Origin of the sequence: Sphingomonas sp. LR55, from assembly GCF_036856015.1 — a bacterium.
GTDB lineage: Bacteria > Pseudomonadota > Alphaproteobacteria > Sphingomonadales > Sphingomonadaceae > Sphingomonas.
In genome coordinates this window covers 2,678,307-2,704,793 of the sequence record NZ_JASPFO010000001.1, presented here as the reverse complement: position 1 = coordinate 2,704,793, position 26,487 = coordinate 2,678,307, and the positions used below count along the sequence as shown (strand labels likewise).

At 64.6% G+C, this 26,487-nt stretch carries 21 protein-coding genes and 1 pseudogene; 9 read left to right on the top strand and 13 right to left on the bottom strand.

The features are described from left to right. The first annotated feature begins 35 nt into the window (after window positions 1-35). Entirely contained in the window at window positions 36-554 is a 519-nt protein-coding gene (locus tag QP181_RS12860; protein ID WP_333928751.1) for a general stress protein, read from the top strand. A gap of 109 nt (window positions 555-663) precedes the next feature. On the opposite strand, the gene QP181_RS12855 is transcribed toward QP181_RS12860, so the two are convergent. Beyond that, on the bottom strand, window positions 664-1,002 hold the full coding sequence (locus QP181_RS12855; RefSeq protein ID WP_333929631.1) for an HNH endonuclease: 339 nt from the start codon (window positions 1,000-1,002) through the stop codon (window positions 664-666). A gap of 70 nt (window positions 1,003-1,072) precedes the next feature. Between QP181_RS12855 and QP181_RS20230 the strand changes: the two are divergent. Both QP181_RS20230 and asd read left to right on the top strand, forming a co-directional pair. Continuing rightward, window positions 1,073-1,189, top strand: a pseudogene (locus tag QP181_RS20230) (hypothetical protein); the annotation flags it as partial. Window positions 1,190-1,229: 40 nt separating this feature from the next. Then, complete coding sequence (gene asd / locus QP181_RS12850) at window positions 1,230-1,985, top strand: archaetidylserine decarboxylase (RefSeq protein ID WP_333928750.1); 756 nt, start codon at window positions 1,230-1,232, stop codon at window positions 1,983-1,985. A gap of 25 nt (window positions 1,986-2,010) precedes the next feature. On the opposite strand, the gene QP181_RS12845 is transcribed toward asd, so the two are convergent. Beyond that, window positions 2,011-2,739 (bottom strand): Fe2+-dependent dioxygenase, encoded by a 729-nt coding sequence (locus tag QP181_RS12845; RefSeq protein ID WP_333928749.1) that lies wholly within the window; start codon window positions 2,737-2,739, stop codon window positions 2,011-2,013. Window positions 2,740-2,758: 19 nt separating this feature from the next. Next, on the bottom strand, window positions 2,759-3,172 hold the full coding sequence (locus tag QP181_RS12840; RefSeq protein ID WP_333928748.1) for a hypothetical protein: 414 nt from the start codon (window positions 3,170-3,172) through the stop codon (window positions 2,759-2,761). 25 nt (window positions 3,173-3,197) lie between these two features. Here QP181_RS12840 and QP181_RS12835 point away from each other — a divergent pair, with 25 nt between their 5' ends. From QP181_RS12835 to QP181_RS12820, 4 genes are all read left to right on the top strand, one after another. After that, window positions 3,198-4,382 (top strand): cytochrome c, encoded by a 1,185-nt coding sequence (locus QP181_RS12835; RefSeq protein WP_333928747.1) that lies wholly within the window; start codon window positions 3,198-3,200, stop codon window positions 4,380-4,382. After that, a complete protein-coding gene (locus tag QP181_RS12830) occupies window positions 4,379-4,870 on the top strand; it encodes a (2Fe-2S)-binding protein (protein ID WP_333928746.1) in 492 nt (163 codons plus the stop codon). The genes QP181_RS12835 and QP181_RS12830 overlap by 4 nt, the downstream gene beginning before the upstream one ends. Beyond that, window positions 4,867-7,089: a xanthine dehydrogenase family protein molybdopterin-binding subunit gene (locus tag QP181_RS12825; RefSeq protein ID WP_333928745.1), complete on the top strand. Its 2,223-nt coding sequence runs from the start codon at window positions 4,867-4,869 to the stop codon at window positions 7,087-7,089. The genes QP181_RS12830 and QP181_RS12825 overlap by 4 nt, the downstream gene beginning before the upstream one ends. A 699-nt stretch (window positions 7,090-7,788) precedes the next feature. Continuing rightward, the gene (locus QP181_RS12820; protein ID WP_333928744.1) at window positions 7,789-8,811 is read left to right on the top strand and encodes an acetamidase/formamidase family protein; all 1,023 of its coding nucleotides are present in this window, start codon (window positions 7,789-7,791) and stop codon (window positions 8,809-8,811) included. On the opposite strand, the gene QP181_RS12815 is transcribed toward QP181_RS12820, so the two are convergent. Together QP181_RS12815 and katG are read right to left on the bottom strand one after the other, a co-directional pair. Next, a complete protein-coding gene (locus QP181_RS12815; RefSeq protein WP_333928743.1) occupies window positions 8,798-10,633 on the bottom strand; it encodes a DUF885 domain-containing protein in 1,836 nt (611 codons plus the stop codon). The two genes, QP181_RS12820 and QP181_RS12815, sit on opposite strands and share 14 nt — an antisense overlap. 500 nt (window positions 10,634-11,133) lie before the next feature. Next, window positions 11,134-13,359 carry a catalase/peroxidase HPI gene (katG, locus tag QP181_RS12810; protein WP_443027540.1) on the bottom strand — a complete coding sequence of 742 codons (2,226 nt, stop codon included), beginning with the start codon at window positions 13,357-13,359 and terminating at the stop codon, window positions 11,134-11,136. Window positions 13,360-14,020: 661 nt separating this feature from the next. Here katG and QP181_RS12805 point away from each other — a divergent pair. Continuing rightward, window positions 14,021-17,053 (top strand): TonB-dependent receptor domain-containing protein, encoded by a 3,033-nt coding sequence (locus tag QP181_RS12805; protein ID WP_333928742.1) that lies wholly within the window; start codon window positions 14,021-14,023, stop codon window positions 17,051-17,053. 482 nt (window positions 17,054-17,535) lie between these two features. Next, on the top strand, window positions 17,536-18,393 hold the full coding sequence (locus QP181_RS12800) for a serine hydrolase (protein ID WP_132895643.1): 858 nt from the start codon (window positions 17,536-17,538) through the stop codon (window positions 18,391-18,393). A gap of 111 nt (window positions 18,394-18,504) precedes the next feature. Here the strand turns inward: QP181_RS12800 and QP181_RS12795 are convergent, their stop codons facing one another. The 8 genes from QP181_RS12795 to QP181_RS12760 form a co-directional block, all read right to left on the bottom strand. After that, entirely contained in the window at window positions 18,505-19,500 is a 996-nt protein-coding gene (locus QP181_RS12795; RefSeq protein WP_333928741.1) for a lysylphosphatidylglycerol synthase transmembrane domain-containing protein, read from the bottom strand. After that, entirely contained in the window at window positions 19,497-21,974 is a 2,478-nt protein-coding gene (mgtA, locus tag QP181_RS12790) for a magnesium-translocating P-type ATPase (protein ID WP_333929629.1), read from the bottom strand. Before mgtA ends, QP181_RS12795 begins: the two co-directional genes overlap by 4 nt. A gap of 23 nt (window positions 21,975-21,997) precedes the next feature. Continuing rightward, window positions 21,998-22,576 carry a DUF1269 domain-containing protein gene (locus tag QP181_RS12785; RefSeq protein ID WP_333923422.1) on the bottom strand — a complete coding sequence of 193 codons (579 nt, stop codon included), beginning with the start codon at window positions 22,574-22,576 and terminating at the stop codon, window positions 21,998-22,000. 254 nt (window positions 22,577-22,830) lie between these two features. Then, window positions 22,831-23,019 (bottom strand): hypothetical protein, encoded by a 189-nt coding sequence (locus QP181_RS12780; RefSeq protein WP_333928740.1) that lies wholly within the window; start codon window positions 23,017-23,019, stop codon window positions 22,831-22,833. A gap of 36 nt (window positions 23,020-23,055) precedes the next feature. After that, the gene (locus tag QP181_RS12775; RefSeq protein ID WP_333928739.1) at window positions 23,056-23,400 is read right to left on the bottom strand and encodes a hypothetical protein; all 345 of its coding nucleotides are present in this window, start codon (window positions 23,398-23,400) and stop codon (window positions 23,056-23,058) included. A gap of 165 nt (window positions 23,401-23,565) precedes the next feature. Beyond that, a complete protein-coding gene (locus QP181_RS12770; RefSeq protein ID WP_132736626.1) occupies window positions 23,566-23,904 on the bottom strand; it encodes a hypothetical protein in 339 nt (112 codons plus the stop codon). A 90-nt stretch (window positions 23,905-23,994) separates the two neighbouring features. Next, a complete protein-coding gene (glpK, locus tag QP181_RS12765; protein WP_333928738.1) occupies window positions 23,995-25,482 on the bottom strand; it encodes a glycerol kinase GlpK in 1,488 nt (495 codons plus the stop codon). Further along, on the bottom strand, window positions 25,479-26,336 hold the full coding sequence (locus QP181_RS12760) for an MIP/aquaporin family protein (RefSeq protein ID WP_333928737.1): 858 nt from the start codon (window positions 26,334-26,336) through the stop codon (window positions 25,479-25,481). The genes glpK and QP181_RS12760 overlap by 4 nt, the downstream gene beginning before the upstream one ends. Window positions 26,337-26,487 lie beyond the last annotated feature (151 nt).

Sequence of the window (26,487 nt, the reverse complement as noted above, 5' to 3'; positions counted from 1 at the left end):
AGCATCTGCACTCAGAGCCATCGATAGGAATCATAATGAGCACGACCCTCATATCCGCCGTTTTCGATACTCACGCCGACGCAGAGCGCGCGGTATTGGAGCTTCGCAATGCCGGCGTCGACGATCGCGCGATTTCCATCGTCGCTCAGCACGATGGCAAGACCGCGACTACCGACGGCAACGGCGATACGCAGGAGTTCGCTGGTAAGGTTGCGGCCGGCGCTGGCATCGGGACGCTGCTCGGCATTGCGGCGCTTGCCATCCCGGGTGTCGGTCCCCTGGTTGCCGCTGGCGCGATCGCATCGGCGGCGATCCCTGGTGCTGCGATAACCGGAGCAGCCCTCGGTGGTGCCATCGGGGGGCTTGAGAAAGTGATGACCGATCACGGTGTCAGCCGCGTTGATGCCAGCTATTACGAGGGGCGGATTAACGAGGGTGGCGTGTTCGTGTCCGTCGATACTAGCGCTGCCGCGGTGACCCCCGAGGATGCAGCCGAGATCCTGCATCGCTCCGGCGGTCATACCTCCACGCGTACCAAGGTGGCCGCGGCGTAATCGCCAACGGTCTGGGGCGCATGCGCCCCCAATCACAAAATTAACGCCCGATCAAAAGGCCTAAGTTCCAAAGCCCGCTGACGGACGCGAACGTCGGTCATGGCCGCCGCTACGCGTTGCGTCGCCGTGTAGGTGCGCGGAAGTCAGGCGGCTTGCCAGCGATCCATCGAAGATATTGCCGTATATCATTGCGCTCACGCAACTTATCCATCGTCGCATAGGCTGAGGCCAGTTCGCGATTCGCCACAAAGGCATGGATGGTACGGTGGCAGATGGGATGTACCGGCACGGTCTGTGTGCCGCCCTCGCTCTTGGGAACAACGTGATGCCGCTCCACGCGTTGCCCTAGCGGCCGCCCGCATAACGCACAGTCCTCATCTTCTTGCTCTGTTGCGGCTCTCGCGGCAGCCTCCGCGAGCCCGGCTATCCTTTTCACGCGACCACCCATGCTCGCCATATGAGGATTTCCCGTTCATATTCGAGTGCGCGCCGGCTTGGGGCTTTCGAGAATATGCTTGATGAGACGCTCACTTAACGGACATCGACCGTTACCTCCGCCGGCCGATACTCGAGGGTTCAAGATGTCCGATCGCTTTACTGTCCTGCTGCAATACGCCCTGCCAAAGCAGCGCCTGACCCTTCTGGCCGGTAGGATCGCCCGCGCGGGGCGGTGCTATGACGACCCGGCTGATCCGCTGGTTCGTCGCCAGATACGGGGTCGATATGAGCGAGGCCGAAAACCCCGACATTGCCAGCTACGCAAGCTTCAACGACTTCTTCTCGCGGCCTTTGAGGAAGGGCATTCGGCCGCTGGCCCATGCTGACTTCGTCTGCCCGGTAGACGGCGCGATCAGCCAAGTCGGCGCGATCGACGATCATCACATCGTGCAGGCCAAGGGACATCGGTTCACCACGACCGAACTGATCGGCGGCGACGCCGTGTTAGCAGCGGCGTTCCGTCATGGCAGCTTCGCGAACCTTTATCTGTCGCCGCGTGACTATCACCGTCTCCACATGCCGTGCGCCGGCCGATTGACCCGTATGCGCTACATTCCAGGCAGTCTGTTTTCGGTGAACCCCGTCACGGCGCAAGGTGTGCCCAACCTGTTCGCGCGAAATGAGCGCCTCGTGTGCGTATTCGAGAGTCCGGAGCATGGCACATTCGTCATGGTGCTGGTCGGCGCCACCATCGTCGGCAGCATGGCGACCGTATGGCACGGCATCGTCAATGCCAGGCGTACCGGCACGCCGACGGAATGGCGCTATGCCGATCAGGAGATTGCCCTCGAACAGGGCGAGGAAATGGGGCGCTTCCTGCTTGGCTCGACCATCGTAATGCTATTCCAGCAGGGAACGATCGCCTTTGATGAAAGCTGGGTGCCGGCGCGGCCTGTGCGGCTCGGCGAGCGCATGGGTGACGGCCCGGTTTGATCCTCGAGACCGAGAAAAGTCAGTCTCAATCTTCGGCCCAACGCCTGAGCAGGTTGGACTGGGTTTTCGCCAACAGATCCAGCTCGGGCGTTTTACCGAGGCGATCAAACAACGCGTGCCGCGCCGTTTCCAGATCGAACAACAGTTCGCGCGCATCCGCATCGCGGATCAGGCTGCGTACCCAGGTGACGGCGGCCAGTCTTTCGCCGGATATCACCGGCGCGACGCGGTGAAGCGCGGTCGTTGGATAGACAACCGCATCGCCCGCCGCCAATTTTACATCCTGTTCGCCCGCCGCAGACTCGATCACCAGTTCGCCGCCTTCGTACGTATCGGGGTCGGACAGGAAGATCGTGACTGAAACGTCGGTCCGCATGCCACCCATGATCGCGTCATCGACATGGCTGCCATACGCCATGCCGGGTTCGTAGCGGCTGAATAAGGGAGGGCGAACCACGTGCGGTCGTGTCGCCATCCGGAACAACGGGTTCGCGAGCAACCGATCAACCACCAAGTCCTGCATGTCGGCCAGCAACGGGTCGGCACGGTCGACTTGCTCGTTGCGCTTGACCGGGCGGGCTTCGCGACCGGCAGTCCGGCGCCCATCGACATAGCGCGTCTTGCCGAGATTATCTCGCAACGACCGGAGATTGTCGGCGTCCAGAACGTTGGCAATCATGATTAACATTAGGGTTCTCGTGGCATCGGCATGACGTTGGGCGGGTCCCCTATCAGTCCACGCCCATGCGGCCAACGCGTTGGCGAGTAAGGAATTAGGTATGCGTACGAAATTGTGGATGGGCGTCGGTGCCTTTGTCGTCGCGCAGTCGGGCCAGGCGATCCTGTCCGAAGCAGCAGCCAAACCCCTGGCGCCGTCGGTCGATCAGGTCGGTGAAGGCGGCGAGAACGAGCGCGGCGAGGGAGAGGGCGAAGGCGAGGGTCGCCACGTCGTGCGCTCGACCAAATCGCGCCATGTCGTCCGCAATCCCCGTCGCGCGCGTGCCGCACAACACCATGCCGGTCAGCGCGGCGAAGGCGAATATGAGGGCGGCGAAAACGAGGGCGGCGAAGGCGAGGGCGAACGCTGATCGCCGGACATACACCAGGATGACCCGGTCCGGGATCACGCGCAGAGTCATTTGGGCCGTGGCGGCGTTGTGCGTTTGCATCGTCGTCTTCGCGATCATAGCGTACCGGCCAGCGATCGCGACCGTGACGCCACCCGATCCTCGTCTGTTTGATCCGGCGCTCGTTGCGCAGGGCGCCAATGTCGCGCGGTTGGGCAATTGCGTCAGTTGCCATCAGTCTGCAGGCGGGCGTCCCTATGCCGGCGGGTATCCGGTCAAGACGCCGTTCGGAACGATCTACGGCAGCAACCTCACACCCGATCCCGCGACCGGTATCGGCGCCTGGTCACCGGCAGCGTTCCGACGCGCGATGCGTGAGGGCGTCGGGCGTGACGGCAGTCATCTATACCCGGCCTTTCCCTACACCCATTATGCGAACGTGACGGACGGCGACCTGAGCGCGCTGTACGCGTTCCTGATGACCCGACCGGCCGTGCGGTCGGTTCCACCCGCCAACACGATGATCCTGCCGCTGGGATTTCGACCACTGCTTGCCGGGTGGAAGCTGCTGTTCTTCCGAGGAGAGCCGATCACAACCGATCCCCACCAGTCGGTTGCCTGGAACCGGGGACGCTACATCGGTGAGACGCTCGCGCATTGCACCGCTTGCCACAGTCCGCGTGGCCTGTTGCAGCAGGAGAAGCGCGGCGCGCAGGCGTATGAGGGCGGGTGGTCGGGTGGCTGGTATGCGCCCCCGATCAACGCGCACTCGCCTGCGGTACGGGCATGGACGGTCGAGCGGCTCGACGCCTATTTCCGTACCGGACTGAGCACGGCGCATGCCGCTGCGGCGGGGCCGATGGGATCGGTAACTTATAATCTGGCTCGGGCAGCGTCCGCGGACGTTCGCGCGCTCGCGACCTATTATGCGTGGCAGATGCGCGATGCGCCTGCCGCACGGTTCGAGCGGCCGCTGCCCGATCGTCGCGCCTTCGCGTCGCAGCGTCATCCGGACGGCGCGCGGCTCTACGAAGGCGCCTGCGCGGTATGCCACGAGCCGGGCGCGGCGATGATGGTTGCGGGGCGTCCAGCCTTGGCGCTCGGCACACCGCTGCACGAGGACAACCCGCGCGACACGATCCAGATAATCCTGAAGGGTCTCCATCCGCCGGTCTCGCCGCGGGGGCCATACATGCCGGCATTCGCCGATGCTCTCGACGACCGGCAAGTGTCGGAGATCGTTGCGTATCTGCAAATGCGCCATGGCACCGGACCGGCGTGGAAAGATTTGGAAAAAGACGTCGCCACGGCGCGCAAGGAGGGCGAATGATCGACCTGACCGTCAATGGCGCGACGACGCGCGTCGATATCGATCCCGCGACCCCGCTGCTCTACGTGCTGCGCGACGATCTGGGACTGCATGCCGCCAAGTTCGGGTGCGGGCTGGGGCAATGTGGGGCGTGCACCGTGCTGGTCGATGACAGGCCGGTGTTCTCCTGCCTGCTTCCCGTCGGCGCGATCGGGACGCGGGAGGTTACGACGGTCGAGGGACTGGGCACGGCCGCAAAACCAGGTGACGTTCAGCGCGCCTTTCTTCACGAACAAGCGGCGCAGTGCGGCTATTGCATCCCCGGCATGATGGCGCGTGCAGAAGCGCTGCTGCGCAAGACGGTGACGCCGACCGAGGATGAGCTGCGGACGGCGATGGCACCCTCGCTGTGTCGGTGTGGGACGCACAGGCGGATCCTGCGCGCGGTCCGACGAGCAGCGGTGATGCGCGGCGGCGGCGTGGTCGATGCCGCGGAACCCGTGACGTGAGCGGGGTGGCGTCACGTCGCGACGTGCTGGGTGGTTTGCTGGTTGCATTCTCGCTCGCGCCGGCTGCCGCGCTGGCGCAGACCGGCGGTGGCGAGGGTAGCGGCGGACCGCCGACAATCGCGCCCGACCTGCCGGGGACATTGGCGAAGTTCCCCGATCTCGACGCCTGGATCCGGATCGCGCCGGACGGTCGCGTGACGGTGTTCACGGGCAAGGTCGAACTTGGCACCGGCGTAAAGACAGCGATGGCGCAGCTTGCCGCCGACGAACTCGACGTCGCGATCGAACGGATCGACCTCATTACCGCGGACACCGGCCTGACCCCGAACGAGGGCGTGACCGCGGGCAGCCAGACGCTCGAACAGAGCGGCACCGCGATCGCCAACGCCGCCGCCAATGTCCGTCTGCTGCTGGCGGAGACCGCGGCAACGCAATGGGGCGTGCCGGCGACCACGGTATTCACCCGCGACGGCACCGTGCTCGACGGGCAGGGAAGGCGCGTGACTTATGCGGCGCTGGCCGCATCGATCTCGCTGGCGGTGCGCGCGAGAGCAGATGTGCCGCGCAAGCGTCAGGAGGCGCGGCGGCTGATCGGGCAGCCGGTACCGCGCGTCGACCTTCCCGCCAAGTTGACCGGCTTGCCAAGCTATGTGCACGACATGCGGCTGCCCGGCATGGTGCATGCGCGGGTCCTGCGCGGACCATCGTCCGGCACGCAACTGACGCCCGACCTGGCCGCGCTACGTCGGCAACCGGGCGTCGTCAGGGTCGTGCGGCTCGGGCGTTTCGCGGCGATTGTCGGGCCGCGCGAATGGCCGCTCGAGCAGGCCCTTCGCGTTGCCAATCGCGGCCGCTGGGTGCGTGACGCCGCGGTGCCGGCGCTACCGCCGATGCCGGCCGGGTTGCTGACCATGCGGCGGGAAAGTCAGGTAATAGACAACCGCCGCGACGATCCCGGCGCGCGCGGCGTCCAGCGACTGTCTGCGCGCTATGACCGACCCTATCTGATGCATGGCGCGATCGGGCCGTCCTGTGCGGTAGCGCTGTTTGCCGAGGATCGACTGACGGTGTGGACGCACAGCCAAGGCGTCGAGCCGCTGCGGCAGGCGATCGCCGAACTGCTCGCGATCCCCGCCGATCGCGTCCGGTGCGTCCACCGCGAAGGGGCAGGGTGCTACGGGCATAACGGTGCGGACGATGTCGCCGGGGACGCAGCACTGATCGCTCGTGCTATGCCTGGCCTGCCCGTTCGGCTGCAGTGGAGCCGCGAGCAGGAGCATGGTTGGGAACCGCTTGGGCCGGCGATGCTGGCGCAGGTCGACGCAACGCTTGATGCGTCGGGACGGATCGTCGATTGGCGACATCAGGTGTGGAGCAATACGCACAGCACCCGCCCGGTCGCAGCGGGCGATCTTCTCGCCGGCGCCGAAATCGTACCGTCGTTCAAGCCGACGCCGCCGAAACCCATCCCGCAGCCCAATGGCGGCGGCGACCGCAACGCCATTCCACTCTATCGCTTTCCCAACCAGACGATCGTCAGTCATTTCCTGCCCGACATGCCGGTGCGCGTCTCGGCGCTGCGGGGTCTTGGCGCACACCTGAACATTTTCGCACTCGAAAGCTTCATGGACGAGCTCGCGGCGGCAGCGGGACGCGATCCGGTTGCGTTCCGGCGGGCTCATCTGGACGATCCGCGGGCGACCGCCGTGATCCGACGGGCAGCAGCGCGGTTCGGCTGGGCGCGATACCGCGCTACACCCAATCGCGGACGGGGCTTTGCCTTTGCGCGCTACAAGAACCACGGTGCCTATTGCGCAGTCGCGCTAGACGTCGAGCATATCCCCGACGAGGGTCGGCTTATCGTCCACCGCGCCGTCGCTGCGGTGGACAGCGGCGAGGCCGTCAACCCGGACGGTATCCGCAATCAGGTCGAGGGCGGGATCGTCCAGTCGCTGAGTTGGACCGCGTTCGAAGCGGCGGGGCATGACGGTACGCGCCGGACCGACTATGACTGGAGCACCTATCCGATACTCCGGTTTGCCGATGTACCACGCAGCGTGACCGTCGAGGTTGTCGATCGGCCGGGCACGCCGTTCCTCGGTACCGGTGAGTGCGCCCAGGGGCCGACCGCGGCCGCACTGGCGAACGCTCTCGCTTCAGCGACCGGGAAACGTCTGAGAAGTATGCCGTTGACAGGCCGGCTGCCAACGCAGGCTTAAGCCCCTTGGGTGCGTTGGACAGCCATGCATGAACGGCTAAAGTGAAAGGCGGAGAAGCGAGGGTGAATGTCGGAAAGCGGCGCCTCGTGTCGCCAGCCGCGGCCGCGCCGATACTATTCCCTCATTGACGACGGCCAGCATCTCAGACCATCGCCTCGTCCATGACTAAGAGCAAGGGGCGCACCGGCGCGCATGCGCGGGCTAATATCCAGCCTGCACCAACAGCCACCGAACTTGATGCAGCCAAGCGAGAGGTCGCTCAGATTGAAGGGCGGCTTGCCGGCCTGGCGTCCGGGCATCCGTCGGTTAAGACATGGAAGGCCCGTCTTCGTGTAGCTCAGGGCGTGATCGCCCGTGCTCCGCGCGACTGAGAGAGTGTTTGCTGATCTATCGCGACGGGTCACCTTCAGGAAAATAGCCCGCGTGGACACTGCACGCATTAGCCTCTTGTCCTTGCTCGCGGTGCTAGCGAAGATCGCCCACTAGTACTGGGAGCGTCCATCATGCGTCGTCGATCTTTCGTTGCAGCCTCACCAGGGGGCGCATTGCTACCAGCTAGGGGCATGGGCTTAGGGCCTGCGCGGATTGCTGCGGCTGGAATTGCGTCGAGCATCGCGTCGGCGGTGCAGCCCGCGTCAATGACGTTGGCGGGCGAGATGCGCACCCGCAACTGCGCTCTGGCTTATTGAAAGGATGACGATGCGCCACCTGATCCATACTGCCTTGGTTGCTTTAGTCGCTACGGCGGCGCCCGCGGGCGCTGCGACCTACGAACTGAAGGCGACTCCGCAGACGGTCGCCTGGGGGCATTACGATGCGACCGACAAGCCTGTGCTGACGATCCGGTCGGGCGACACGGTGGTGATCCATACGTTGCTGACCAACAGTCCGGCAGGTCTGGAAAAGGCCGGCGTCGCGCCCGCACAGGTCGAACCGGCGCTGCGTTCCGTCTATGACGGCGTCCCGGCCAGCGCACGTGGCCCCGGCGGCCATATCCTGACCGGACCGATCGCGATCGCGGGCGCGGAACCCGGCGACATGCTGGAAGTGCGCATCCGGAAAGTCGATCTGGCGATACCCTATGCCTATAACGCGTTCCGGTACGGGGCGGGGTTCCTGACCGATGATTTTCCCTATGCGCGCATGAAGATCGTCCCGCTCGACACCAAGCGCATGGTCGGCCTATTCGCGCCCGGCGTCGAAGTACCGCTGGCGCCGTTCTTCGGCAGCATGGGGGTCGCGCCGCCGCCGGCGTTCGGTCGTTACGACAGCGCGCCGCCGACGATCAACGGCGGCAACATGGACGACAAGGTACTCGTCGCTGGAACGACCTTGTTCCTCCCCGTCTTTGCCCCCGGCGCGCTGTTCCAGGTCGGCGACGGCCATGCCGCACAGGGCAATGGCGAGGTCGATATCACCGCCCTGGAAACCTCGTTGACCGGTACGTTCGAGTTCGTGCTGCACAAGAAGGCGACGATCACCTATCCGCGCGCCGAGACGCCCAAGGCCTATATCGCGATGGGCTTCGACGACGATCTCAGCCATGCGACCCGCAAGGCGCTGCGCAACATGATCGATTTCCTCGTCGCGGAAAAAGGCATGACGCGCGACGATGCGTACATGCTGATCAGCGTCGCGGGCGATGTCGAGATCACCGAACTCGTCGACCGCAACAAGGGCGTCCACGTCGTCCTGCCCAAAGCACTGTTCACGAAACGCTAGATGCCGTGGGTTTTCCGTCGTCGATCCGCTCGCGCGCGACCTTTTCTAGCACCGTCAGCGGCATCGCGCCCATCGTCAGCAGGCGGTGGAACTGCTTGGGATCCCAATCGGCGCCGGCCTTCAGCTTGGCTTCGTCGCGCAGGCGGACCCAAACGGTGTGGCCGATCTTGTAGCTGCACGCCTGTCCCGGCCAGACCGTGTAGCGATCGATCTCGCCCTGGCTCCGCCCACGCGCGATGCCGGTGGTGGCGATGAGGTAATCGGTCGCTTTCTCCCGGCTCCAGCGCTTGGCGTGCATGCCTGAGTCGACCACCAGGCGGGTCGCGCGGAACAGTAGCGACTGGAGATAGCCGACCTGGCCCAACGGGTTTCCGTCGTACACGCCCATCTCGTCGGCAAGCTGTTCGGCGTAGAGTGCCCAACCCTCGGAATACCCGGAATAGAAGCCGCGGCGGCGGATCAGCGGGATGTCCTCGCTCTCCAGTGCCGACATGACCTGGAGATGGTGGCCCGGGATCGCCTCGTGATAGCTCAGCGTCGCCAGACCGAACTTCGGGCGGTCGAACGTGTCGCGCAGGTTGATGAAATAAATCGCCGACCGCGACCCGTCGAGCGACGCGGATTGGTAATAGCCGCCCGGCGCACCGGCCTGAATATCTTCGGGAACGCGGCGGACCTCGACCGGCGCTCTGGGGAGAACTCCGAATTGCTCGGGCAGCCGCTTCGCCATCGCAGCGATCTGCGCACGGAGTTGCTCCAGCAGGGCTTCACGACCCGGATCGGTATTGGGGAAGAGCTGATCGGGTCGCGTGTTGAGTGCGACCAGACGCTCGCCGACGCTCCCTTGCGTCATGCCCTGCATCTTGAGGATGCCATCGATGCGCGCGCTGATTTCAGCGACCTGCGACAGGCCCAGTCTGTGGATCTCGTCGCCCGTCAGTTGCACCGTGGTCGCGGCGCTCGCGGCTGCTGCATAATACGCGTCACCGTCCGGCAAGCGCCAGACGCCCGCATCGTGCGTCGCCGTGCTCCGCAGTTCGGTCACCAGCGCGCGTTGCCGGTCGAGCGCGGGGAACACCTGGTCGCGCATCAGTGCCGCTACCGCCTGGCCGCGCTCGGGTGGCAAATTGGCCGCTTTCAGCTTGGCGGCCAGATCAGTCGCCGGGCCCGACAGGTCGGGCGCCTTGTCCCGCGCCGACGCCAGCTGCTTCAGCGTGGTGTCGAGGATATAGTCCGGGGCGAACACCCCCTTGGCGGCATCCTCGCGCTGACGCTCCGTTTCGGCATCGATCGTGCCTGCAAACGCCTGCACGCGGGCGACATAGGCGTCCGCGTCGGCGGCGCTGCGGACCGCGTGCTGGTTGGCCAGGAAGTCCGGCACGTCGCGATAGGCGCCCGTCAACTGGGTCAGCACATAGGGCGCATACCGGCCGGCGCTGGCGCCATATGCATAGCGCTGCCCCGCGATCTCGCGGTCCAGGCTGTATTCGACCACGTCGTAATCGAGCTTCGCCGCGTCGCCCAGCGCGTCGCGCGACACTGTCCTCAGCGCCGCCAGTTCTCTCTTCGCCCGCGCGAACTGGCGCTGCTCGCCGGCGCGCGAGGTGTCGTCGAGCTTCGATTTTAGCCGGGTCCGCGCACCCGTATCGAGACCGAGCGAGGTCGCCTGTTCGGGGCTCTCGTCCAATCGCGCGTAAAAGAACCGGTCGAGCATCGTCCTTAACTTGGCGTCGTCGCGACCTATTGCGGCCCGCGCAATCGCCGGCAGGGCCATCAACGCGGAGGCAAAACCGGCAGACGCGATAAAGTGGCGACGATGCATGAAGGCTCCTGACCGAACATTACGCGCACCTGAGTGATGCATGCATGGTCTGGAGGCCATGACCGGATTTGTCGAGCGTGACCGGCACTCGCCGCGTGACGACCGTTGTCGTCCGATCCTGAGACGTCGGCGTGAGGGGCGACCACCGCCGCGTCTAAAATCCGAGACCGCGTTTTCAGGCGCTGCGTCTCGTACCGATCAGGGTTGATCAAGGTTCCCTGTCATCAGGGCCATTGCCCTACAAGTATTCCGACTGGGGCGGGTAACGCTTCACCGCCAAACATAGCGTCGCCCGTAGCATTGATGACCGGCTAGTTCGGGCGCGGGTGTTGGTGACGATATTGGCTGTAAGCCTGCCGTTTAGGACGGGGGCTACATGCATTCGAGCGATCAAGCTCATGTCTTAGTTGCGACAACTATAACATCGGGGAGTGGCGGATAAGCCATGCTTTCTGGAACCTTGTCCAGGCCGGCGTGACTTATCCGCACTCCATAAAACCTTACGTCGCCTGGTTGGACGATACAGGCTTGGCTGTGACGTCGAAGCGATCAGCGTTCATGACCTTGACCCACGCCTTGATGAAGTCGCGAACGAACTTCTGCTCGTGACCGTTCTCGGCATAAACTTCGGCCGTCGCACGCAGCTGCGAGTTCGAGCCGAAGACCAAGTCGGTGCGGGTCGCCTGCCACTTCTTCTCGCGACCACCGCGATCGTAGCCGATGAACTTCTCGTCGCTCGACGTGTCGACCAGATCCCAGAACGTGTCGTTGTCGAGCAGGTTGACGAAGAAGTCGTTGGTCAACTGGCCCTTGCGCTCGGTGAGGACGCCCTCGGGCGCATCGCCGAAGTTAGCACCAAGCACGCGCAGGCCACCGACCAGCACGGTCATCTCCGGCGCGGACAGCCCGAGCAGCGAAGCCTTGTCGAGCAGCAGCTCCTCGGTCTTCACCGGGTGACGCGTCTTCAGGTAGTTGCGGAAGCCATCGGCCTGCGGCTCCATCCACACGAAGCTCTCGACGTCGGTCCACTCCTGCGTCGCATCGCCACGTCCACCGAGGAACGGCACCGACACGTCATGACCGGCATCGCGTGCCGCCTTCTCGACCGCTACCGAACCGCCCAGCACGATGGCGTCGGCCAGCGACATGTCGCCGCGCAGCTCGTTGAGCTTGGCCAGGACCTTGCTTAGCTGCTCTGGCTCGTTGACCGGCCAGTCCTTCTGCGGGGCAAGCGCGATGCGCGCACCGTTCGCACCACCGCGGTGGTCCGACCGGCGATAGCTCGATGCCGACGCCCAGGCGGTCTTGACCAGCTGGCCGATCGTCAGGCCGCTCGACAGCACCGCATCCTTGAACGCTGCAACGTCGGCGTCCGACGGTGCGGTGCCCTCTGGAACCGGATCCTGCCAGATCAGCGTCTCTTCCGGAACCTCAGGCCCGAGGTAGCGAACGCGGGGACCCATGTCGCGGTGCGTCAGCTTGAACCAGGCGCGCGCGAACGCGTCGTCGAGCGCCGACTGATCGTCACGGAAGCGCAGCGCGATCTCGCGGAACTCGGGGTCCATCTTCAGCGCCATGTCGGCAGTGGTCATCATCGTCGGCACGCGCTTGTTGGGGTCGCGCGCGTCGGGTGCCATGTCCTCGTGCTCGGGGTTTACCGGCTGCCACTGCTTCGCGCCGGCCGGGCTCTCGGTCAGCTCATAATCGTACTTGAACAGCAGGCGCAGATAATCGCCGGTCCACTTGGTCGGATTGTTCGACCACGCGCCCTCGACACCCGAGGTCGTGATGTGGCCCTGGCCGATCTCCTCGCTGTCGGTCAGCCAGCCGAGGCCCTGCATGTGCACGGCTTCCGAAGACGGGGCCTTAAAATGCGGGGCTGGCTTGGCGCCGTGCGCCTTGCCGAACGCGTGGCCGCCCGCGGTCAGCGCAACGGTCTCCTCGGAGTTCATCGCCATCCGCAGGAACGTCGCCTTCATGTCGCGTGCCGACAGGAGGGGGTTCGGATCACCACCCGGACCTTCGGGATTGACGTAGATGAGGCCCATCTGGATCGCGGCGAGCGGCCCTTCGAGTTCGGGCATGTCTTCGCTAATCCGCGTCTGCGCGCCCTCGTTGACCCAGAGTTCCTCTGCACCCCAGAACGTGTCGCCCTCGGACGCGAAGACGTCCTTGCGGCCACCGGCGAAGCCGAAGATCGGTCCGCCCATGCTCTCGATAGCGACGTTGCCGGCGAGGATGAACAGGTCGGCCCAACTGATGTTCTTGCCGTACTTCTGCTTGAGCGGCCATAACAGACGACGCGCCTTGTCGAGGTTGCCATTGTCCGGCCACGAGTTGAGCGGCTCGAAACGTTGCTGACCCGACGACGACCCACCGCGGCCGTCGGTCACCCGGTAGGTGCCGGCAGCGTGCCACGCCATGCGGATCATGAACGGGCCGTAGTGACCGTAATCGGCAGGCCACCAAGCCTTGCTGTCGGTCATCAGCGCAGTCAGGTCCACCTTGAGCGCGGCATAGTCGAGCTGCTGGAACGACTCGGCATAGTCGAAATCTTCGCCCATCGGGTCGGGGGAGACGCCGTGCTGGTGCAGCATGTCGATCGGCAGCGCATCCGGCCACCAATCCTTGTTGGTACGACCGAGCAGCGAGCGGGCCTTGACCTCGCCGCCGCCGTTGGGCCCCATTGGGCAACCGCTGCTCTTGGGCTGTTCGTAATCGGCCATCTTGGCGTCCTCTCTCGATGAGTCTTACCGTCTTGCTTTCAAGATGCAGGATCTGAAGAACATTTGTCCAATCGATTATTCGGGCAAGATCGATCACAGCAGTCGATCACAGGGGCTGGGGAGCGCGCTCTCGCATGGCGCGTACGTCCGCTACGCGCGTACCGGTGGCGAGCTTATCTGTCGTTGTCCCAGAGTAGAAAATTCTGGGCTGTCTGCGCCAGCGCGCATCACCGACGGGCGGGCCTTTGGAAGGCCGTAGCGCATGAGCTGTCCGCCAACATCCGCTTATTGATGCGTTGTGAGAGCGTGCGGATCCAGACGGGAAGGCGCTCTTGGGTTGACGCTTACCGGATACGATGCGGTGGAAACCATCTGCCTTAGGTCCCGAAGGCGTTCTACTAAGGCACCTTCCCTGATCCTTATTATTACAAGCGCCGCTCATTCGACAACTACCCGACAGCCTGTGAGGCACATGAGACAGGCATAGTGCCATATTAGTCACAAGATGACAGAAACGTCATGTCTCAATGCGTAACCCTTTACAGCCCCAAAGCACGGCTTCACCAATGCGGACATCTTCCGAGCAACCTTGGTTGCAGTTCGGAAACCTTTCGCAATCGACCGTATAAGGGCCGTTGCGGTTATATTGGGGGATTTTCACTTGGTTGCTACCACTCGCTTTACGTCGAAGTCGTTGCTGCTCGCCGCGGCCGCACCTTTTGTCCTCGTATTGTCAGCCATGCCGAGCGTCGCGCAGACCGCGACCGCTGTACCGGAACCGCAGAAGACCGTCTCCCCAGAGACCGCGCCGGCCGAAGAGGATGCTGGCCAGGATATCGTGGTTACCGGGTCCCTGTTCCGCGGCGCCGATACAGGTCCTTCACCCGTCACAACGTTGACGGCCGCGACGCTTCAGCAGCGCGGAATCAATACGGCCGCTGAGGCCGTGCAGCGACTGACCGCGAACGGCGCTGGCACGATCAGCCAGGGCTGGAATACCGGTAGCAACTTCGCAACGGGCGCAACGGCGGCATCGCTGCGTGGTCTGTCCGTGCAATCGACGCTGACGCTGTTCGATGGACTGCGCATGGCGCCGTATCCGCTCGCCGATGACGGTCAGCGCAACTTTGTCGACATGAACACGATCCCGAGTTCGCTTGTCGACCGCATCGAAGTGCTGAAGGACGGCGCGTCGTCGACCTATGGCGCAGATGCCGTTGCAGGCGTCATCAACGTCATCATGAAGAAGCAGATCGAAGGCCTTCACCTGAATGGTTCGGCAGGTATCTCGGATCGTGGCGATGGTGGCGAACAGCGTCTTGATGCGACGTGGGGCTATGGCGACCTCGCCACGCAAGGCTTCAACTTCTACGTCAACGGCGAGTATCAGAACACTGCGGCGGTCAATGCAAGCGATCGGGGTTACCCGTTCAACTCGTCGGATCTGAGCCGCATCTGTAACGACGCGGGCAGCTGCATTGCGCAGCCCGCAGGGGCTCGCAACTTCTTCAACGCGGACGGTACCTATTCCGGTCTCGCATCGACGACGGTGGCGATGGTACGTCCCGTCGATGCCACGGGCGGGGCTCTGGGCCGGTACAATATTCTCAACGCCGCCGATGGATGCCGTGACCTGAATCCGGTGACGGTCCTGCCGGGCCAGAGCCCGACTGCAGGTTCGGTCGTTTGCCAGCAGGATTTCCGTAAGCAGTATCTGCAGGTCTTGCCGCAGCAGGAGCGCTACGGATTCTCGGGTCGGTTTACGGCCAATGTCGGCGACAATGCTCAGGCCTATGTGTCGGGCAATTACTACCGGACCAACACCTTCACGCAGATCAGCCCGCTCGGCTTCAACAATCAGACGACGCCGCCAGGCTCGGTTCTACTCAACCCACTGTATCTGCCGACCTATGTCTGCGCCGGTGGGGTCGGCTCGCTGACCATGCTCGACACGGGGTGCAACGCGGGTAACGGCGTCCTCAATCCCAACAATCCTTTCGCAGCCAGCGGCAGCCGTGCGCAGTTGCTGAGCCTCTATGACCGTCCGCGTACGATCGAGACGAATTCGCGGGCATTGCGCCTCGCGGCCGGGATCACCGGTACATTCGGTGACGACTGGAAATATAGTGGTGATTTCACGGCATCGAATACGCAGCTCGATGTGATCCAGAAGAACTATCTTATCCCGCAGCGGATCTTGGACGTGGTCGCGCGCGGAACATATGATTTCGTCAATCCGAGTGCCAATTCGGAAGAGATCCGCAACTATATCGCCCCCGAGAACCGGACGCGCTCGACGGCCGATCTCTGGCAGATTCAGGGCACCCTCTCGAAGTCGTTGTTCACTCTGCCGGGTGGTCCGTTGCAGGTCGCCATCGGCGGGGCGTATCGCAAGGAGTCGATCGATAACCCCAGCGCGAACCCGCAGAACGACGCGCATCCTTATGACCGCTATTATGGTGTCAACTCGGTCGGCGCGGTCGGCAGCCGCAACGTGAAGTCCGCTTTCTTCGAAATCAACGCGCCGGTCCTGGATCAGCTCGTGATCAACGGGTCGGGTCGGTACGACGATTATTCGTCGGGCCAGAGCAACTTCTCGCCGAAGATCGGTGCAAAATTCTCGCCGATCCAGCAGTTCTCGGTTCGTGGTACCTTCTCGAAGGGCTTCCGCATTCCGAGCTTCAACGAAGCCAATGGTCTGCCGACCACTGGCTATGTGACGCGCTCGCTTGATCCGAGCATTCCCGCGCAGGCCGCGTTCATCGCGGCGCACGGCGGCAACGCCTACGCGACGGGCCAGTTCTCGCTCGGCAACACGTCGACGGGTAACCCGGATCTGGATCCGGAGAAGTCGACCAGCTGGACGCTGGGCGCGATCTTCGAGCCCACGTCGCGGATCAACTTCACGGTCGATTACTTCAACATCAAGGTGCAGGGCATCATCAACCCGGCGAGTTCCGCGGGTGCGTTCGAGCAATATTACGCGAACAATGGCGTCGTGAACCTTCCGGGTGTCGTCGTCCGGCCGGGTCTGGCCGACAACGATAATCCCGCTGCGTTGCCGCAGATCGGCTTCATCGAAGTGTCGTATCAGAACGCCGATGAACAGCGCGTATCGGGCATCGATTTCGGCGCCAATGCCCGCTTCCCGATCGGTAACAACGTGACGTTGATCACCTCGGCCGATGCGTCGTACCTGCTCAAGTTCGAGAAGCAGACAGCAGACGGCAACGTCGAGCGGTATGACGGCACGCTCAGCCCCTGCAACAACACTTCGTGCTCGGGCTCGCCGAAGTGGCGTGCGACGTGGCAGAACACGCTCGAAGTCGGTGCCGCATCGCTCTCGGCGACCGCCTATTATACCGCCGGCTATGACCTCGCTTCGACTGATGTGTCCAACGGCTACAGCGGCGTCAAAGGCGATTGCGAAGCGAGCATCGGCTCGTCGGTCGTGACGTATCAGGACGGAACGCCAGTATTATGCAACGCAAAGGCAACCTGGAACGTCGACATGACCGCAACCGTCAAGGTTAACGATCGTTTCACGCTGTACACCAACGTGCTCAACATCTTCGACATCAAGCCCCCGTTCGATCCGAGCGGCGGGTACAGCATCAACCAGTATAACCCAGCCTGGACCACCGGCAACATCATGGGCCGCTTCATCCGGGTCGGCGCGCGCGTCGGCTTCTAAGGAGGCAATTGAGGCAGCTTCTTCGGAAGCTGCCTCTTTTACGTAGCACGTTCACGTCCCGTGTCAGGGCCGGGAGGCAGTGGGCGATGGCTTTCAGCTAGCGCCCCAGCCACTTCAATCAAGATTACACAATCGGATGCGCGATCATCGCGTCCACGAATGGCGCGATTCAGTAGTAGATCGCGTGTAATGTCGGGAAGAGACTCGACCGTGAGGCGGTCATGCGTGATCCGGGGCGACGGTAATTTTGCCAGGGTCGGTATCGGTCCTTGCGTTTTCGGATGTGGTCGGACGGTCGTGGCGCAATCGTTGACATGATTGGCTGAGCGCCGTCTGCCCGAAAGGCTACCCGGCCATAGGCGCAACTAATCGGTGTCGCGATCAGCCGCCCGTCCGAACTTTACCGGTATGCATAACGACATGTTCAGGTTCGTCGGTTTAGTGTGACCACGTCGATGCAGGACAATATTCGAGGACGATTGATGCGCGCACTCCGGGTTTCCCGCCTGTTTCTATCCAGTATCGCCGCCAGCATCCTCGTCCCGGCACCGGTCGCCGCAAGCTCGCCCGAACTCGTCGGGCTCGAGCACGCGTTGACCCAGTTGGTCGCGCAACGCTCCGGTGACTATGGCATCGCCGCGCTCGACCTGCGCGATGGCTCGACCGTTTCAATCAACGGTAATACCCCCTTTCCGATGGCGAGCACGGTCAAGATCGCTATCGCCGCCGCCTATCTCGCCGAGGTCGATCAAGGTCGACGCTCTCTCGGTGACATGATCATGGGCCGTCCTGCCGCCAAGGTCATGGAGCTGATGATCATCCGCAGCGACAACCAGGCAACCGATCAGCTGCTTGCCGCTCTCGGCGGCCCCGCCGCGATCCAGCAGTGGCTGTTGTCGCTGCAGATACCGGGCATCCGGATGGACCGGACCATAGCCCAGCTGCTTCGCGAGCGCGGCCACCTTGCCGACAGCAAGGATGTCGCCACGCCGGTCGCCATGGTCACGCTGTTGAACAAGCTCGACAACGGCTCGGTACTGACGGCGCAAAGCCGCAATTTTCTCTTCGAGCTGATGAGCCGATGCGCGACGGGCACGCGGCGTATCCGCGCTCTCCTTCCCGCTGGTACGCGGGTCGAGGACAAGACCGGCACGCTTGACGGTATCACCAACGATGTCGGGTTCATTACCATGCCCGATGGTCGTCGCGTGGCGGTCGCGGTGTTCGCTCGCGGTGGACGTGATCGCCAGCCTGTCATCGCCGAGGTCGCACGCGTAATCTATGACCGCTTTGCAGATAGCGTCCGCAACGCGCTCTCGCTGTTCATGCGGATGCAGTGACCCTTGGTTAGCGGATTTCACCGAGCGTATCGTATTGCGCGTGCAGTATGCGTACTGTTCCTCGAACGGTTCGATCCGCCCCATACGGCGAGCGCCTGACGCTCCTGCTTCCTAGGCTGTCAGGCCCGCAGCCTTGGTACGTAGCGCGCGCCGGATCAGCGCGAAACCAGGGACCAGCGGCAGCCACAGCGTAAAGACGCGCAGCAGCAACGTCGCCGCCAGCGCCGCCTCGACCGGCACCCCCATCAACGCCAGCATCCCCGTCGCACCCGCCTCGAACGTGCCGAGTCCGAGCGGGATCGGGCCGAGCGTCGCGATCATCGACGCGGTCATCACCGCGACGAACGCGACCGGGAACCCGACCGGCTGCCCGAGCGCGAGGAAGCACACCATCAGGCTGGCGGCATCGGCGAGGAAGACGAGGCCGTTCACGCCCGCGACGCGGACGATCAGTTGGCGGTCGACCAGCAACCGCTTCGGCGCTTCGCCGACGATACCGACCAGTGCGCGGATGCTCGCGAACCGGGCGAGCGTCGACGAGACGGGGCGCCGCCCGCGCCGGCGGATCCACAGCGCCAGTCCGGGAATCGCGGTCGCGACGGCGAGGAACACGAGCACGAAACCCACGATCCAGATCGACGCCAGCCCCTTGATCCACAGCGTGACGAGCATCGCAACCGCGCAAACCCCGTACGCCGCGTAGAAGCCGATCATCGCCACCAGCAGCGTGGCGACCGCGTTGCCGCGTTTGACGCCGAGTGCGGTGAGGCGGTCGACCAGGAACATGTTGCCGCCCATGCCCGCGACCGGAAGGACCTGATCCGCGAACAACTTGCCAACCGCGATCGGATAGAGCCTCCGCAGTGGTTGCGGCGTGTTGGTCTGGCGCAGCACGATCTTCCAACCCGCCGCAACGCTCGCATAGGTGGTCGCCTGCAATCCCAACGCGACCAGCAGCCAGCCGGGACGCGCGTTCTCGAGCATCGTCGCGAACGCGTGAAGATCGCCGATCCGCAGCACCGCGCCGACGACGATCGCGATCACCGCGAGGCCCAGCACCCAGCCGATATGGCGCAACGCCCCGCGCCAAAGTGTGGCGACGCTCATTCAGCGCCGCGCGTTTGGTGGGGGTGATCGAACAGAAACGTCTTGAGCAGTTCGGCCAGTACCAGATAGGCGAGCGTGATGCCGCCGATGCTCGCCACTACGACGAGCGGCGGCGCGACGAAGCCGAACCAGCCGCCGACCGGGGTGAACGGCAGCAGCATCGCCACCAGCAGTGCGCCCAGCGATGACAGCGCGAGCGCCGGTCGCGGCAGGTCCGCCCATGGCCGCCCGTTGGTGCGGATCACGAAGATCACCAGGATCTGCGTCGCCATCGATTCGAGGAACCAGGCGGTGCGGAACTCAGGCGCGGCGACGTGAAAGACGAGCGAGAGCCCCGCGAAGGTCAACAGGTCGAACGCTGACGACAGCGGACCCATCACCGCGGCGAAGCGGATCAGCGCGGGCATGCTCCACACCTGTGGCCGCGCCACCGCCTCGGCGCGGACGCCGTCGAACGGAATGCCGATCTCCGACACGTCGTAGAGCAGGTTGTTGAGCAGGATCTGCGTCGGCAGCATTGGCAGGAAGGGCAGGAACAGCGATGCGGCGGCCATCGACAGCATGTTGCCGAAGTTCGAGCTCGCCCCCATCCGGACGTACTTCAGGATATTGGCGAACGTCCGCCGCCCTTCCTCGACGCCGTCCGCGACCACGCCGAGATCGCTGTCGAGCATGATCATGTCCGCCGACGCCTGCGCGACGCTGGCCGCGCCCGCGACCGACAGGCCGATATCGGCGAGTTTTAGTGCGGGCGCGTCGTTGATCCCGTCGCCGAGATAGCCGACGATCGCGCCGCTTGCCTGGAGCGCGCGGACCAGCCGTGCCTTCTGGTCCGGGGCGAGGCGGCCATAGGCGTCGATGTCGCGGACCTGCACGGCGAGTGCGTCGTCGCTGAGCTTGGCGATGTCGGCGCCGGACAGCACGCGCGAGGTGGCGAGGCCGACCAGCCCGGCGAGGCGGCCGACCACCACGGGGTCGTCGCCCGACAGGATCTTGAGCCGGATGCCCGCCGCTCGCAGGCGCGCGACGGCGGCGGGGGCGGTCTCCTTGGGCGGATCGGCGAACGCGCAGAGGCCGACATAGACGAGGTTGGTTTCGTCGTCCGGAGCCGGCGCATGCGTCGGGCCGGTCCATGGTCGCGAGGCGATCCCGATGGCACGCAAGCCCTGCTCGGCAAGCCTGCGCACTTGGGCGAGGACCGCGGTGCGATCCGCGTCGGTCAAAATGCATCCGGCAAGCACCGTCTCGGGCGCGCCCTTGGTAATCAGGATCGTGCCGCCTGCACCCGTCGCCAGCACCGTTCCGAGCCGGCGGTCGAAGTCGAACACGCTCTGCGCGGCGAGCTTCCAGCCTTTCGCCGCATCCGGCGATGCGGTCACCAATGCCGTATCGAGCGCGCCTCGGTCACCACCGAGCGCCGCGCCGATCGCCCCCAGCCGCGCGGCTTCGGGATCTTCCGTACCCGTGGCGCCGATGCTCCGCGCGAGGCTGATCTGGGCGGACGTCAGCGTGCCAGTCTTGTCGGTGCACAATATCGTCATCGTGCCGAGATTGTGGATCGACGCGAGCCGCTTCACGATCACCTTGCGCTTCGCCATTCGCAGCGCGCCGCGCGACAGCGTGACGGTGGTGACCATCGGCAGCAGCTCGGGCGTGAGCCCCACCGCGAGTGCGACCGCGAACAGCAGCGACTGGAGCAGCGGCCGACCGAGAAAGATGCTGGCCGTCAACACGACGACCACCAGCGCGAGCGTCAGCCGCGTCGTCAGCAGGCCGTAAGCATGGAGATCGCGCTCGAACGGGGAGGGGGCCGCGGCGGTCGCCAGCGCGGCGGCGGCCGAGCCGAACAGCGTTGCGCGGCCCGTGCCGACGACCAACGCGGTCGCCGTCCCGGTCTGCGCGATCGCCCCGCGGAACAGCGCGTTCGACGCTTCGGCGGCGGTCGTCGCGGTGACGAGGCCGGCGCGTTTGTCGACCGGATAGGGCTCGCCCGTCAGCGCCGCTTCGTTGGCGATAAACGCGGTGCTGTCGAGGATCAGCGCGTCGGCGGGGATGATGTCGCCGGCGCGGACCTCGACGATGTCGCCGGGCACCACCGCCTCGATCGCGACCGCGACGAACGCGCCGTCGCGGCGGACGCGTGCGGAGACGGCGACCGACTGGCGCAAGATTGCTGCGGCGTGGACAGCCTGGCCCTCCTGATAGGTGTCGAGCAGCACCGAAAAGCCGAGGATCACGACAATGATCGACCCGCCGACCGCATCGCCCGTCGCCGCTGACACCAGCCCGGCGGCGAGCAGGATCAGCGACAGCGGCTCGAGCAGTCGCCGCGCGATCGCCCGTGCGGGGCCGGTATGTGTCTCCGCGCTATCGCTGTTCGGTCCGTAGCGTGCGAGGCGCTGCGTCGCCTCCGCCGCGCTCAGCCCATCACGCGACGTTCCGAGATCGGCGAGCAACGCATCGGCCGAGCGAATCCAGAACGGCGGTGCGTCCTGCGTCAGGCGACCGGCTCGGCGATCGGGAGCTCACCGGTCAATTGCGCATGCGGCGACGCGTTACTGTGGTCGTGGTGGACGGTGATCCGACGGGGGCTAAGCGGTTCGAGCACCAGCTTGGCGCGCTCCATTTCCGCCTCGCTGCCGTGTGCCATGACGAGGAACCCGTCGGCGGCGATGTCGGTCTCGTAGGTGACGATCGAGTCCTCGGGGATGCCGAGGCTGGCGAGGGCTGCGACCAGCGCGCCGGTGCCGCCGAGCATGACCGCGCCCTCGATCGCCGTGATCACCGTGGCAGCGAGATGCCCGAGCAGCACCACCCCACCGACGACGGGGACGGTCGCGTAGAGCCCGCCCATGAACAGCCCCCACAGGCCACCCCATAGCGCGCCGCGCGAGCCCCAGAAGCGAATCCGGTCGCCGCTGTTGTAGAAGCCCGTCGCGACCTGATCGCTGTGAAAGCCCTTGCCGACGATACTCAACCGCCGCAGCCCGAACCCCGATGCGGCCAGCGCCTTCACCGCGGCATCGGCTTGCGCGTGGTCGTCGAACACGGCGACGATCGAGTGGCTGAACTTCATGGCGTGGTCCTCGATTGGGGAGCGTAGCCAAACCGTACGATCGGGGTGGACCGGCACCAGAATCGGGAACTACCTAACGCGGGTCTCGCGATCGGCGCAGGAGTGCAGCTATCAACCGCGGTCGATCGAGGTGGCGATTGCGGTCGACAGCGGGGCATCGTCGCTGGCGACCGTCGTCATCGATGGCCTAATATCCGCTCCGAGACGGACGGGTGATGCGTGGATAGGGGCGGTTTCCCGCCCCTACCACCGCTTCAGTCGTGGTGCATGCCGCCCTTGGCAGGATCGCAGCAATCCGCAGCCTGGGCTTTTACGCCATCTTTGCAGCAGTCTGCGCCGTCCTTGCAGCAGGCCATGTCGGCGCAGCAATTTGCGACCGCGGCAAATGCGCCGGTTGACAGCGTAAGGGCGAGAGCGGTGCTGATGAGCTTGAACTTGGTCATAATAGTCTCCGAAAATATGCGCGTTTGAGATTGGTTTCACACGGTTTGCGGAGGGGGCGTCGCGGGTGCGCTGGTAAGGCCGAACAGGCCGGTATGCGCGACTGCCCATGGTGAGAGCGGCGCGAACGCGATCGGCTCGACATGAGCAACCATCTCGCCGGGGACAGCCGCGCATGGCGTGGCGCAGGCCGACAGCGCGGTCTTTTTTGCCGGACCGTTGATCGGGGTGCTGGCACAATCCATCGTCGTCGACGCGGCGGGCGTTGCAGCCATCGCCATTGTTTCGCACCATGGTCCTAGCCGCACTAGCAGCATCATCGCGAGCATGACGAACGCCGCAGCGCGAAAACCGTCGAAGATTGGCCGAGCCCGAAGCGACATGCGTGCGGTTTATAGCGGCCGTCCGTCGCGTACAATGCTTCTATCAGAACGGCTTACCATGAGCGGCTGTGCGCGCTTGCCGCGTAGCAACCCGCCCGCCCGCGCCATTGCGGAAGCGGCCGGATCAAGCACTGTCATGGGTATGTTACCGCGTCGAAACGATCGTCAGCGCTGTTTCTTCGTCGTGGTCGCGGTGAAGTCCGGATCCTTGTTCGCTACCCAATCGACGAACTTGCGCACCGCGCCGTTCGCGAGGAGGCTTTCGACATCCATCGCGTGGCGCTGCAGTTCGGAATTGGTGAAATTGGCAGTCAGCGTCTGTTGGCAGATCGGATGCATCGGAACGACATCGCGACCGCCCCGGCTCTTGGGAACGGGATGATGCCAGACGATGATCTTGCCGGTAGGCCTGCCACACAGCCAGCAGGGTATCGGGGCGGCCGGAGCCTCCTCGCCGCGCTCCCCATCGTCATAGGGGCCGTGTCTTGAATGCTTGCGCGCCATGTGTTCACCAAATGCCTGATCCCGCTATCGCCTTTAGCGGTCGAGCGGGGATTTTACAGCGCCGTCGACCAAGCCTCGCGGTGTGCCCGGTCAGGACTTTGCCCTAGAACTGGTCCGGTCGACCGCGTCCTGCCACCCCTGCATGAGCGTTGTCCGCGCCTCGCCGGTCATTGTCGGGTTGAACACGCGGTCTTCCTGCCAGGCGGCGGCGATATCGTCGGGGCCGTTCCAGATTCCCACCGCCATGCCGGCGAGAAACGCTGCACCGGCCGCCGTCGTCTCGATGTTTGCGGGCCGGACCACATCGGTGGCGAGCATGTCGGCGAGGAACTGGCAGAACCAGTCGTTAGCCGCCATCCCGCCATCGACGCGGATCTGGCGGGCATCGCGCGCGCCATCCGCGACCATCGCGTTCATCAGGTCGGCGGTCTGGTAGGCGACCGATTCCAGCGCGGCGCGGGCGATGTGCGACCCGGTCGCGGCAAAGGTGAGACCGGTGATGCTCGCGCGCGCGTCGGGGTCCCAGTGCGGTGCGCCCAGACCGACGAATGCGGGCACCATGTAGACGCCACCATTGCCGTCGAGCTTGGTCGCCATGTCGTTGGTATCGGCTGCCTGATTGATCAGGCCCAGTCCGTCGCGCAACCACTTCACCGCCGCCCCCGCGACGAAGATCGAGCCCTCCAGCGCATAGGTGATCTCGCCGTCGAGCTGATAGGCGATGGTGGTGAGCATGCCGTTTTTGCTCGTGACAGCCTCCTTGCCGGTATTGAGCAGCACGAAGCAGCCGGTGCCGTAGGTCGACTTTGCATCGCCACGCTGGAAGCAGGCTTGGCCGACGACGGCTGCTTGCTGGTCGCCCGCCATCCCGCCGATCGGGACCGACGTCCCAAGCAGGTCCGGCGTGGTTTCGCCGAAGATCGTGCTGTTGTTCTTGACCTCGGGCAGCAGGCTTTCGGGAATGTCGAGCATCCGCAGCATGTCCGGGTCCCAAGCGCCCTTATGGATGTCGAACAGCAAGGTGCGCGAGGCGTTGGACGCATCGGTCGCGTGGACCTTACCGCTGGTCAGCCGCCACAACAGGAAGCTGTCGATCGTCCCGAAGGCGAGTTCGCCGCGGTTGGCACGGTCGCGAACGCCGTCGACAGTGTCGAGGATCCATTTGAGCTTCGTGCCCGAAAAATACGGGTCGAGGATCAGCCCGGTCCGCGCGCGCACGAGCGGTTCGTTGCCGTCGGCCTTGAGTTGCGCGCAGAGCTTGGCGGTGCGGCGGTCCTGCCAGACGATCGCGTTGTGGACGGGCTCGCCGGTCTTGCGATCCCAGACGACCACCGTCTCGCGCTGGTTGGTGATACCGATCGCGGCGACCTTGCCGCCGTCTGCCTCGGCAGCCTGCTTGAGCGTCGCGACGGTATCGCGCCAGATGTCCTCGGGGTCGTGCTCGACCCAGCCGGACTGCGGATAATGCTGGGCGAATTCCCGGCGTACCGTCTGGCGCGGCACGCCGTCGCTGCCGAACGTCATGCTGCGGGTCGAAGTCGTACCCTGATCGATGGCCAGGATGATGGTGTCAGTCACGCTTCACTCTCCTTCGGTCGTGTCGGCTGGCGTCGAAACGGCGCGCTCGTCATTGGGGCCCTGCGATGGGCGTGTCGCGTGGCAGGAACGGCCGGATCAACAGATGTTGCGCGCCGCCGCCGATTGCTGCGCCAATCAACGGCCCGGCGATCGGGGCCCACCAATAGTTGCCCACGCCTGGAAACGCGGATGCGTCCCAGCCCATCAACCAGGCAAAGGTACGCGGTCCGAGATCGCGCGGGGTTGATCGCCCAGGCTTCCAGATACCCCATCGATGCGCCGATTACCGCGACGAGCAGGCCGATTACGATGGCGCCGAAGTTCGCTTGTGGTGCCATCGTGTTGAACTCGTCGGTGATCGCGAAGATGCCGAAGACCAGGATCGCCGTGAGGATGATTTCGTCGATAAAGCCCTTCATTGTCGTCACCGCGACACCCGGCGCGGTGAAGAATACGCCAGCTGCACCGCCACCGGCGCGGGTCATGTGCTGCGTCGCGTTGAAGTGATCGATGACGTTGTAATAGAGCGCATAGACCAGCGCCGCGCCGAGGAACGCGCCGACGAGCTGCGCGCACCAATAGGGCAGCACCTTCCTCCAGGGAAAACCGCGGTACAGCGCGAGCGCCAGCGTCACGCCCGGATTGGCATGCGTCCCCGAGACCGCGCCGGTGACGTAAATCGAGATCGACACCGCCATCCCCCAGGTCATGCAGACTCCCCAATAGGCGGTCTTGTACGGACTGGGATCGTAGAGCGTGTACATCGCAGCGACCGACAGACCGAACGTCATCACGATGAAGATCGCGATCGCCTCCGAGATCAGTTCGCCGAGATACGCCTTGCCAGGGGTCATCGACTTGGGCCGATCGGTCGTTGCCGGCGCGATACGCTTCGTCCTGCCTGCTCGATGGGCATCCTGTGCTCCTTCTTGAACGCCGACCCTTTGGGTGCTGGTCTTTGGACCCTCTTTACCGGTACCGATACCGTTGTCGACCAGCGGTACC

What these genes read in the sequence shown, in the direction of transcription:
- QP181_RS12780 (WP_333928740.1), bottom strand. Translation starts at nt 23,019, where the DNA reads ATGACCAAGTTCAAGCTCATCAGCACCGCTCTCGCCCTTACGCTGTCA.
- QP181_RS12770 (WP_132736626.1), bottom strand. Translation starts at nt 23,904, where the DNA reads ATGGCGCGCAAGCATTCAAGACACGGCCCCTATGACGATGGGGAGCGC.
- QP181_RS12820 (WP_333928744.1), top strand. Translation starts at nt 7,789, where the DNA reads ATGCGCCACCTGATCCATACTGCCTTGGTTGCTTTAGTCGCTACGGCG.
- QP181_RS12830 (WP_333928746.1), top strand. Translation starts at nt 4,379, where the DNA reads ATGATCGACCTGACCGTCAATGGCGCGACGACGCGCGTCGATATCGAT.
- QP181_RS12775 (WP_333928739.1), bottom strand. Translation starts at nt 23,400, where the DNA reads ATGTCGCTTCGGGCTCGGCCAATCTTCGACGGTTTTCGCGCTGCGGCG.
- QP181_RS12760 (WP_333928737.1), bottom strand. Translation starts at nt 26,336, where the DNA reads ATGACCCCTGGCAAGGCGTATCTCGGCGAACTGATCTCGGAGGCGATC.
- katG (WP_443027540.1), bottom strand. Translation starts at nt 13,359, where the DNA reads ATGGCCGATTACGAACAGCCCAAGAGCAGCGGTTGCCCAATGGGGCCC.
- QP181_RS12800 (WP_132895643.1), top strand. Translation starts at nt 17,536, where the DNA reads ATGCGCGCACTCCGGGTTTCCCGCCTGTTTCTATCCAGTATCGCCGCC.
- QP181_RS12785 (WP_333923422.1), bottom strand. Translation starts at nt 22,576, where the DNA reads ATGAAGTTCAGCCACTCGATCGTCGCCGTGTTCGACGACCACGCGCAA.
- QP181_RS12795 (WP_333928741.1), bottom strand. Translation starts at nt 19,500, where the DNA reads ATGAGCGTCGCCACACTTTGGCGCGGGGCGTTGCGCCATATCGGCTGG.
- QP181_RS12840 (WP_333928748.1), bottom strand. Translation starts at nt 3,172, where the DNA reads ATGATCGCGAAGACGACGATGCAAACGCACAACGCCGCCACGGCCCAA.
- QP181_RS12855 (WP_333929631.1), bottom strand. Translation starts at nt 1,002, where the DNA reads ATGGGTGGTCGCGTGAAAAGGATAGCCGGGCTCGCGGAGGCTGCCGCG.
- asd (WP_333928750.1), top strand. Translation starts at nt 1,230, where the DNA reads ATGACGACCCGGCTGATCCGCTGGTTCGTCGCCAGATACGGGGTCGAT.
- QP181_RS12860 (WP_333928751.1), top strand. Translation starts at nt 36, where the DNA reads ATGAGCACGACCCTCATATCCGCCGTTTTCGATACTCACGCCGACGCA.
- QP181_RS12815 (WP_333928743.1), bottom strand. Translation starts at nt 10,633, where the DNA reads ATGCATCGTCGCCACTTTATCGCGTCTGCCGGTTTTGCCTCCGCGTTG.